Annotated in this window: 5 protein-coding genes and 1 pseudogene; 3 read left to right on the plus strand and 3 right to left on the minus strand. The window is 26.9% G+C overall.

Translation table 11 applies throughout. The annotated features are described in order from the left end of the window. Positions 1 to 838 (plus strand): annotated as a pseudogene (locus KPL38_RS17975) (hypothetical protein); the annotation flags it as partial. Between the two features lie 354 nt (positions 839 to 1,192). On the opposite strand, the gene KPL38_RS17980 reads toward KPL38_RS17975, so the two are convergent. The 3 genes from KPL38_RS17980 to KPL38_RS17990 form a co-directional block, all read right to left on the minus strand. Further along, a complete protein-coding gene (locus tag KPL38_RS17980; RefSeq protein WP_216290511.1) occupies positions 1,193 to 1,384 on the minus strand; it encodes a hypothetical protein in 192 nt (63 codons plus the stop codon). A gap of 220 nt (positions 1,385 to 1,604) precedes the next feature. After that, complete coding sequence (locus tag KPL38_RS17985; protein ID WP_216290515.1) at positions 1,605 to 2,180, minus strand: hypothetical protein; 576 nt, start codon at positions 2,178 to 2,180, stop codon at positions 1,605 to 1,607. Positions 2,181 to 2,346: 166 nt separating this feature from the next. Next, complete coding sequence (locus tag KPL38_RS17990; protein ID WP_376769046.1) at positions 2,347 to 3,909, minus strand: MutS-related protein; 1,563 nt, start codon at positions 3,907 to 3,909, stop codon at positions 2,347 to 2,349. A 389-nt stretch (positions 3,910 to 4,298) separates the two neighbouring features. Here KPL38_RS17990 and KPL38_RS17995 point away from each other — a divergent pair, with 389 nt between their 5' ends. Both KPL38_RS17995 and KPL38_RS18000 read left to right on the plus strand, forming a co-directional pair. Next, positions 4,299 to 4,931, plus strand: coding sequence for a CPBP family intramembrane glutamic endopeptidase (locus KPL38_RS17995; RefSeq protein ID WP_216290512.1), 633 nt, complete (start codon positions 4,299 to 4,301; stop codon positions 4,929 to 4,931). Positions 4,932 to 5,154: 223 nt separating this feature from the next. Next, on the plus strand, positions 5,155 to 5,402 hold a 248-nt coding region (locus KPL38_RS18000), incomplete at its 3' end, for a helix-turn-helix domain-containing protein (protein WP_216290513.1).

Genomic DNA, 5,402 nt, shown 5'->3' on the forward strand with positions numbered 1-5,402 from the left:
ACATGAAGTTGACTTTTGTTCTTGCCATAATAATAACCTCCTTGCATTGAGATTATTATCTCATAAATTTAAAAACATGGGAATGTGGGTAATATTTGACGCTTACAAATGTAGTGATGTTAAAAAATATTATGAAATCCAGAAATCTAGAGGAGTTAGGTTTTTAACTAATAACATAGTTGAAACTGATAACTATTACTATATTCAAACTATACCATCTAGTTTTACAGGATTTTCTTATGGATTAATAGAATGGAAAAACACAGTAGGAAATTACTCAGATAAAGGATTTACTCTGTTAAGCTTAGATTTTAAAAAACCTTCAGACAAATATGTTAATAACATTAAGGATCTTGACCATGCAGCTACAAGAATATTAGCAAAGGACAGAGATGCAGCAATACTCGAACTTATGGAGTTAACTAATTACAATTTTGATTTTGCAATATATGTGAAATCTATGAATTCTATTACGTCAGTGGCAAGAGTTATAGATGGTCATTTTGCTATGGTATTTACATCTGGAATTAAGCCTTATGTATCTGATGAAGAATCTGGTCCTACTGAAAAATTTGTGCAATATTACGGTTCAAGAGTGCACCATCTTGCTTTCAATACAGAACATATTGAATATACATTTGAAATGCTAAAGAAGAATGAAATGGACTTTTTGATAGAATTAATAGGTTCGACCGAGGAAGGTTTAAAACAAACCTTTACTTGCCCATCAAAAAATACATTTTTAGTAAATGAGTACATCTACAGATATAATGGGTTTGATGGATTCTTTACAAAAGGAAATGTAGCAGATTTAACTGGTGCAACTTCAAAGCAGTAAATCTTTAAGCTTTGATTTTTTATTTGGAAAACACCATAGTTATTTGATAGCAAAAAATTTGCAATAGCCCATACAGTAGACAATTTTATTAGGTCTACTGTATGGGCTATTGTATTATTTTTATATTTAATTAAAGGGGGACTCTAATTAAAAAAAAATTATTAATTACTATATATTCATAATAACAAGTAATTGTGATATTAGTATCAAATATTTATGTGAAAAATATGTGAATTTAACTCTATAAAAGAATCATGAATAAAATTAAGTCCTCTTATAAATATGATGATCAGGAAAAGTAAAAATTCTATTCTTATTAATGCTTACAATCCTGCTATTTCATTAGAAATACAGCTAAGTTGAGGCTGAAACAGTTTTAATATTTTCATTAAGAATATAATAGCGTGTTGAAAAACTTGCTACTGACGCAATTAACATTGAAATTGATGCAATTACAGAAAAGAATTTGTTCTCATTTTTCAAAGATGTTTTTTTATCATTAGATTCACTAATTAGTCTTAAAAAGTCTGCCAGTTTATGTATCATTATTTACCCCTTTTTTAAGATTATTTATAATTACATTGTATTTTTATCGTCAATAGGTATTTAAATCATTTAATATTAGGATAAATTCAACACGTGATTTTTATAAATGATATCCGTTCGCTTAATAATATAAACATAGAAAGCCATTACCCATTTACAAAAAAAAATTAACCGATAATATGTATAAGTATATATATATATTATCGGTTGAATTACTTTTTTATTTACATAAATTTTTTACTTCAAGACCTAACCATATAAATAAAGTAGGTATAAATAAAATAACATAAAAAACAGTATGATATATTAGTGGTGTCATTCTTTGAAGCGTAACATGTGTAGAATAACTAATAAATATATGTGGTATCCAAACATATAAATTTTCAAAATATTGTGGAGATACTACTTGATTTATTATGATAAGTACTAAATAACATATAAAAACAGATATAAAATTTTTAATTTTAGATTTATCTTTAGTTAATGACATACCAAATACAATATATAAAATTATAAATATAGTCCTAATAATGCATTCAGAATAGTAAGGATTGTAAGTTTTGTATAAGCCAGCATAGTTAGGAAATCCAGGTGTGTTATAAATAATAATTGAACTGTTATATTGATATATAACACCATGTATAGACCATGCAATCATAAAGGCTACAAAACTAAAAATTGTTTGTATTAAAAATGATTTTATATTATTTTTTACAATGATGGGTGTATGTTTTGAGTTTATTAAATATATAAGTACACTTAGAACAAGTAATCCTATAATCATTGTTTTAGGCATAGAAAAACCTCCTTATAGGGGTATTAAAAACATAGATACCTTCTTCTTTTATGGAATTATTGCAAATATGGGCTATATCTAATATAGGTTTCTAAGCTCCAAACCTTACATTTTTTAAATCTAAATATATGTTAAAGGAGTGTAGCTTTATAATATATATTCCAAACTATAATAGTTTTTCAATTATTTCAGCTCTTTTATATGCATCATCTGTTATTTCTTTTGGATAGTGCATGTACTCTAAAAGTTTAATGGCATTCCTTGTTTGAGAAATACCTTTTTTTATTTTGTAGTCAAAGCTTAATCCATTTTTAGTATCAACTTTTTCACTAAAGTAATAAAACACATAATTTTCTTTTAAAATATCAACTAGGTCTTTATCATGAGTAGTCACAATAGAAATACTTTTCCCATTATTTATATATTTTAATATTCCTGCTGACATAGAAATTCTCTCTATTGGGTTTGTACCCCTAAATATCTCATCTATTGGGCAAAATGCTGGCACATCTTTTTCTAGAGCTCTAATTATTCGAAGAATTGATTCTACCTCTGACATAAAGAAACTTTTTCCTTTTGTTAAATCGTCTGATGGGCTAATGGATGAAACTATATTAAAGAAAGGTGCTTTGTATTCTTTAGCTAAAACAAAATAGAAGCTTTGGGCAAAAATTATATTCACACCTAGCATTCTTAAAAAAGTGGACTTCCCAGACATATTTGTTCCCGTAAGTACAATACCTCCCTTTTCTATGTTAATTGAGTTCCCAACGGCATTCTTTATAAGAGGATGTATTCCATTCACTATATTTAAAGAAATCTCTTTTGTAAACACAGGCTTTACACACGGATACATTAAACAATGTTCATAACCTGAAATAGAAATTAGTGCTTCTAATTCTCTCACAATATAATAAAGCTCAAGCAAAACTTGCTTTTCCTCTTTTATTTTATCAGATATAGAATAATAAGCAGTTTCTTCTAGAAGGAAAAGCACGGAAAGAGGTTCAAACAATCCAGCCCACATGTTTATAAACGCAATTAATCTTGTGCCTCTATCTATGCTCTTTATGGATTTAAGCAAAGAAGCTATTTTATCCCGATAATAAATAATATCTTTATTATCTATACTTATAATCTTTTTAGCTGCCACAATGTTTTTTCTTAAATAAAGAATACCATTAGTCTTAATAATGCTTACTTCTCTAGAATTTATATTAATATCAATATAACTGAGGACGAAAAGTGCTATCATAAATTTTACATTTACAAATATTGAAAGAATAATTATTATTAATGGTATTATTTTACCCATAAAAGTATAAATATAATATTTTGTTTTATTTATTGTAAGATCAGTCTCAAGCATATTTAAAAAACCATTTTTAAAATCGTTGTTTAAATTAAAGAAAATGCACGCAAGACTCTCCCTTAAATTACTATTTTCATTAAATAACTTAATTAAACGTCCTCTTTCTTTTACCTTCTCTTCCTCCATTAGTGGATTTCTTAACATTGAATATAGTGCTGATTCTCCGGAACTGCTATAGGTCCTATCTGATTTTTCGTATATCTTATTCATATCTAAATCATCCCATGTTTGATCATCTAATGCATAGTCAGTTTTGGGACTCATATTAAAAAACTTTCTAATCTTTTCAAAATTTCTTGTCTTATCCATATCTTTGTTATTATCATCTTTTATTAATCTTAAAACCCTTTTGTTCAAATATTCACGTAGGGTATTTAAAATCGTTTTCCCTATATTCAAGTTTATTTTTCCCTTTCGTATTACATATGTACTTTCGATATTATAATTATACCGTAATATGGATATTTTGAATAAAATTGTTTTATCATTTATATTTTATGGATATGTGCGTTTGGTATATTAAGTATGTACTAGTAACCATAATTATTAGGATTGCAACTATGTTAATATCTAATAATGTCGTTAAGATCTGTTTCAACGGGATTTGTTGTATCATATTTCTAAAATACATTTTATTTTCTTTTATGTATTCTATTGGAAAAATGATATAATTAACTAAATATTTATGCTGAACTCGTAGAAGATTTTGAAGTAAGATTATAAATAATGTGAAAAGGAGTGTTTGAATGATAAATAGAAATGACTTATTGAAAACTTATATTCCAATTGCAATTTTTGGATTTCTATGCTTAACAAGTATAGGTTTGACCAGTGTTGCCGGATTAACTATTTTGTTTTCAATATTGTATATATTTATTGAAAACAAAAGGAAAATGGGAGATATCGGTTTTATTCCAAAAAACATTTTATTTGATATAAAAAAATATTGGTGGTTAATTTTGATCCCTGTTGTTTTGGATATTGTATCGATTAGTTTGTCTAAACTTGTTCTACCAGAGTTCTATTTGCATGTTTTAGAACGCACAAAACCGATGTTATCATTTGATAAATTGTTTTTAATGATACCTCAATTGTTAATTTTAGCATTTGGTGAGGAAATAGCATTTAGAGGTTTTTTCCAGACTAAGCTTTGCAATATTACAAAATCAATTTGGGCTATTATCATTACTTCATTATTTTTTGCCATAGGACATTTTTCGACTGGCTCCATTTCAGTTATTATTTATGACTTGTTTTTTATTTTTATAGATAGTATTTTTTACGGCATAATTTATCAAAAGACTAAGAATATTTACTCCTGCACTATTTCACATTTTTTATCAAATGTCATTGGGATATCTATTCTTTTATTTATTTGATTAAACATACAGGATGCGAGAAAACTCTATAATTAAGGTGAAATATAAGACATAATATTCTAATATAATAAATGTAGTGGAAGTCATCTTTTACGTCATTTGTATTATTATTATTATTTAGACCTGTTGTAAAATGAAGTTGAACCAATAAAAAATCCATAGTGGATTATTCTGTGTTATGCTTTAATCGTCTAAAACAAAAACATACAGGAGGATAATCACTATGGAATACCCAAATAATAACACACAATCACGTAAAAATAAACACTTAAACTTGGAAGAACGCGTTATGATTGAAATTCGTCTTAAAGATGGCTTTTCACCATATAAAGTAGCTAAGGAACTTAAACGTCCAATAAACACTATTCTTAATGAAATACAGCGCGGTACTACAACTCAAATGATACAAGGCAAACCAGTTGAAATGTACCTTGCAGATACCGGTGAAGCTATTTACAGAAAGAATCGTTT

This window comes from Clostridium psychrophilum (assembly GCF_018861705.1).
Taxonomy (GTDB): domain Bacteria; phylum Bacillota; class Clostridia; order Clostridiales; family Clostridiaceae; genus Clostridium_AD; species Clostridium_AD psychrophilum.